We start from the raw sequence: 4,636 nt of genomic DNA on the forward strand, positions 1-4,636 counted from the left end.
GCATTTTATTGTCCATGATGTTGACTGTTTATATTACAGGTGCATTTCATGAAGATGGCTTTACTGACAGTTGCGATGGGTTTGGCGGCGGTTGGACGAAAGAGCAAGTGTTAACCATCATGAAAGACAGTCGGATTGGCGCGTATGGTACGGTGGGGATTATTTTGTTATTGGGTTTGAAATTGTTGACATTATATGAGATTGGTTTGATTTCCGTCCCTATTTTGATTATCAGCTATTTTAACGCGCACATTGCCAGCCGATTTATGGCGGTGTTAGTAATACAAAATCATGATTATGTGCAAGATATTGATAAAAGTAAATCCAAACCAATTGCAGCTAAAAAACTCGGTGTTGGCGAAATGGTTTATAGTGGATCGTTTATGTTACTGGCCAGTCTGTTATTTTATCCACATTATGTGCTGTTATTTGCCTTTCCCATACTTTATTTGACCCAATTGTATTTAGGGTGGTTTTTTAAACGGCGGATCGGTGGTTATACGGGTGATGCTTTAGGCGCGACACAACAGATTACTGAAGTGATGTTTTATTTGAGTATATTGGCATTATGCAAATGGATTTAGCGATGACTATGGCTCAGAGCGTAACGAGTTTAAATATGATTTGGATTGGATGTAAAAACAAGTTTGTCCCCGCAAACAAACTCAGGTTAAAATTGCCCTTGAACTTACAAGACAGTCAATTGATGCAATGATGTAGTCGTTTTATTTTAAAGTGATACAGGACTGGCCATCCTCAATTTTAAAACTGATTGATATTTAAAGTATAAAAGGACTGCCAGTCCTACAAACCAAAATTGACTATATTCATATCATAAGCGGATTAAACGTTTCCCAACTCAATCAAAAACTGAAAATACCCCCATGTCTATTCCAGTAACCCAGCTAAAAGGTGTCGGTGCGAGAACTGCTGAGCAACTTGCCCGTTTAGAAATTTACACAGCCGAAGATGTATTATTTCATTTACCCGCTCGTTATGAAGATCGTACCCATGTTGTGCCGATTCGACTTTTACAGGCAGGGCAATTGGGTTTAATTGAAGGACGGATTGAAACGGTTGAAGTCAAACAAGGTAAAAAACGGATTTTAATGTGCAGTTTTAGTGATGCAACAGGCGTGGTCGCATTGCGATTTTTTCATTTTTATCCTAGTCAAATTAAGAAGTTTCAGCAAAAAACCTTAATACGTTGCTTTGGTGAAGTGCGAGAAGGGTATCAGTGCTTAGAAATGGTGCATCCGACTTATGAGTTTATCGATGAAACTGAACAATCTGAATTATTAAAAGACCATCTCACACCGATTTATCCGACTGTCAGCAATTTTAATCAAACCCAGTGGTATGCGATCATGAAACAAGCATTGATGATTGAATTGCCTGATTTATTACCAGAAAAGCTATTGCAACATCTTAAATTACTGCCTTTAGCACAGGCTTTGAAAACCATTCATCAGCCATTACCCAGTGAAAGATTAACTGAAATTGATCCTTCAACTCATCCCGCTCGCAGACGCATTGCTTTTGAAGAATTATTAGCACAACATCTTAGTTTACGCGCCTTGCATCAACATAGTCAGCAACATACTGCGCCCGTATTGGATTCAGATAGCGATTTAGTGCAACGTTTTATGCAGCAACTTTCATTTGATTTAACCAAAGCCCAGCAAAAAGTAGTCAATGAATTAAGTCATGATTTAACTCAGCCTAAGCCGATGCAACGTTTATTACAAGGCGATGTGGGTTCAGGCAAAACCGTGGTGGCGGCATTGGTTGCGTTGCAGGCGATTGCAGCGGGCTATCAAGTGGCGATTATGGCTCCGACTGAATTATTGGCTGAGCAACATAAAACTACTTTTGCTGAATGGTTCAAGCCATTGGATTTAAAAGTCACATGGCTCACGGGCAGTTTAACTCAGAAAAAACGCCGTAATGCTTTGGAAGATTTGATTTTAGGCATCACTCATTTAGCCGTGGGCACACACGCGCTATTTCAGGATGAAGTGAAGTTTAACAATTTGGGTTTGGTTATTATTGATGAGCAACATCGGTTTGGGGTGCATCAGCGTTTGGCTTTGCGTGATAAGGGTAAACAAGGTGATATTTATCCACATCAGTTGATTATGACTGCGACTCCGATTCCACGAACGTTGACTATGACGGCTTATGCGGATTTGGATGTATCGATCATTGATGAATTGCCACCGGGGCGCACGCCTGTACAAACCGCGATCATTTGTGACGCTCGACGTGATAAGGTGATTCAACGGGTTCATGCTTCTTGTCAGCAAGGTAAACAGGTTTATTGGGTCTGCCCATTGATTGAGGAATCTGAAACTTTACAGCTCCAAGCTGCGGAAGATACGGCAAAGTATTTAGCTGAACATTTGTCTGATTTAAATGTGGGTTTAGTGCATGGGCGCATGGGTTCTAAAGATAAAGAATTGGTGATGCAGCAATTTAAACATGCGGAGCTTGATTTATTGGTTGCCACAACGGTGATTGAGGTGGGGGTGAATGTACCTAATGCCAGTGTGATGGTGATTGAGAATGCGGAACGTTTGGGTTTAGCACAGTTACATCAATTGCGTGGGCGTGTGGGACGGGGTGCGGTGGAAAGTTATTGTTTGTTGTTGTATCAAGCTCCGTTATCAAAAATTGCTCAAGAGCGTTTGGGCATAATTCGAGACAGTACCGACGGCTTTTTAATTGCGCAGAAAGATTTAGAGATTCGTGGGCCGGGGGAGGTGTTAGGCACTCGACAAACAGGGGTGTTAAATTTAAAAGTCGCGGATTTGGAGAAGGATAAGGCGTTATTTGCTGATATTCCACAAGCGGGGCAGTGGATGTTAGAGCATTATCCAGAGCAATGTGAGTTGTTGATTCAACGTTGGATTAAAAAAGGCTTTCGTTATGGTGTGGTGTAAATCAGCCATTCTCAATTTGGGGCACATCAAATCCCAAGCACAAACCAAATTCGCAATTTATTAGATACAGTGCCATCAAGTGAGCTGTATCCGTTATTAATGGAAAATCTAAGCTTGTTGAAACTATATTAAAAATAATCTAAAAATTTTGTTAACCGCAGCATCTCAGTTATAGACCAGAAATGAATAATTGCAAATTTTATGGGGAATTTTGATAAAAAGGGGCAACATTGCGCTACCCCAAAATGAAAGACTAGTTTTGATTTGCGAAATAGTCCCGAATTACTTGAATGCCTTGTTTTGCAATGTCTAATGGCGGTGTAACTAAGGGGTTATTTTCTAAATTTAAACTCGTCAAGCTTTGCAACTGTCCAATTTCTGGCGGTAAGCTTTGCAATTGGTTTTTTGATAAATATAACCAAGTTAAGCTTAGCAACTGGCCAATTTCTGGCGGTAAGCTTTGCAATTGGTTTTCTGATAAATATAACTCAGTTAAGCTTTGCAACTGGCCAATTTCTGGTGGTAAGCTTTGTAATTGATTTACCGATAAATCTAACCTAGTTAAGCTTAGCAACTGTCCAATTTCTGGCGGTAAGCTTTGTAATTGATTTACCGATAAATTCAAACTCGTTAAGCTTTGCAACTGGCCAAATTCTGGTGGTAAGCTTTGTAATGGGTTGTCTTGTAAAAGTAACCAAGTTAAGCTTTGCAATTGGCCAATTTCTGGCGGTAAGCTTTGTAATGAGTTGTCTTGTAAAAGTAACCTAGTTAAGCTTAGCAACTGTCCAATTTCTGGCGGTAAGTTTTGTAATTGGTTATTGTCTAAATCTAACCTAGTTAAGCTTTGCAACTGGCCAATTTCTAGCGGTAAGCTTTGTAGTTTGTTCCAAGATAAATCTAACATTGTTAAGCTTTGTAACTGGCCAATTTCAGGCAGTAAGCTTTGTAATTGATTATTGTCTAAATATAACCAAGTTAAGCTTAGCAACTGGCCAATTTCTAGCGGTAAGCTTTGTAGTTTGTTCCAAGATAAATCTAACATTGTTAAGCTTTGCAACTGGCCAATTTCAGGCAGTAAGCTTTGTAATTGATTATTGTCTAAATCTAACCTAGTTAAGCTTAGCAACTGGCCAATTTCTGGCGGTAAGCTTTGTAATTGGTTATTGTCTAAATCTAACCAAGTTAAGCTTAGCAACTGTCCAATTTCTGGCGGTAAGCTTTGTAATTGGTTACTCCATAAATATAACGTTGTTAAGTTTTGCAACTGTCCAATTTCTGGCGGTAAGCTTTGTAATTGGTTATTGTATAAATTTAACTCAGTTAAGCTTAGCAACTGTCCAATTTCTGGCGGTAAGCTTTGTAATTGGTTATTGTATAAATATAACTCAGTTAAGCTTTGCAACTGGCCAATTTCTGGCGGTAAGCTTTTTAATTGGTTATTGTATAAATTTAACTTTGTTAAGCTTTGCAACTGGCCAATTTCTGGCGGTAAGCTTTGTAATTGGTTATTGTATAAATTTAACTTTGTTAAGCTTTGCAACTGGCCAATTTCTGGCGGTAAGCTTTGTAATTGGTTATTGTATAAATTTAACTCAGTTAAGCTTTGCAACTGGCCAATTTCTGGCGGTAAGCTTTGTAATTGATTTACCGATAAATTTAAACTCGTTAAGCTTTGCAACTGGCCAATTTCTGGC

The 4,636-nt window shown here is 39.0% G+C and carries 3 protein-coding genes; 2 read left to right on the plus strand and 1 reads right to left on the minus strand.

From position 1 onward, the window contains the following. Both ABXH34_RS14640 and recG read left to right on the plus strand, forming a co-directional pair. Positions 1 to 584: adenosylcobinamide-GDP ribazoletransferase (locus tag ABXH34_RS14640; RefSeq protein WP_353572629.1), on the plus strand; the 584-nt coding region annotated here is incomplete at its 5' end. Positions 585 to 842: 258 nt separating this feature from the next. After that, complete coding sequence (gene recG / locus ABXH34_RS14645) at positions 843 to 2,942, plus strand: ATP-dependent DNA helicase RecG (RefSeq protein WP_353572634.1); 2,100 nt, start codon at positions 843 to 845, stop codon at positions 2,940 to 2,942. Positions 2,943 to 3,195: 253 nt separating this feature from the next. Here recG and ABXH34_RS14650 read toward each other — a convergent pair. After that, on the minus strand, positions 3,196 to 4,636 hold a 1,441-nt coding region (locus ABXH34_RS14650; protein ID WP_353572630.1), incomplete at its 5' end, for a leucine-rich repeat domain-containing protein.

It is taken from the genome of Candidatus Albibeggiatoa sp. nov. BB20 (assembly GCA_016744725.1).
Classification (GTDB): Bacteria; Pseudomonadota; Gammaproteobacteria; order Beggiatoales; family Beggiatoaceae; genus Albibeggiatoa.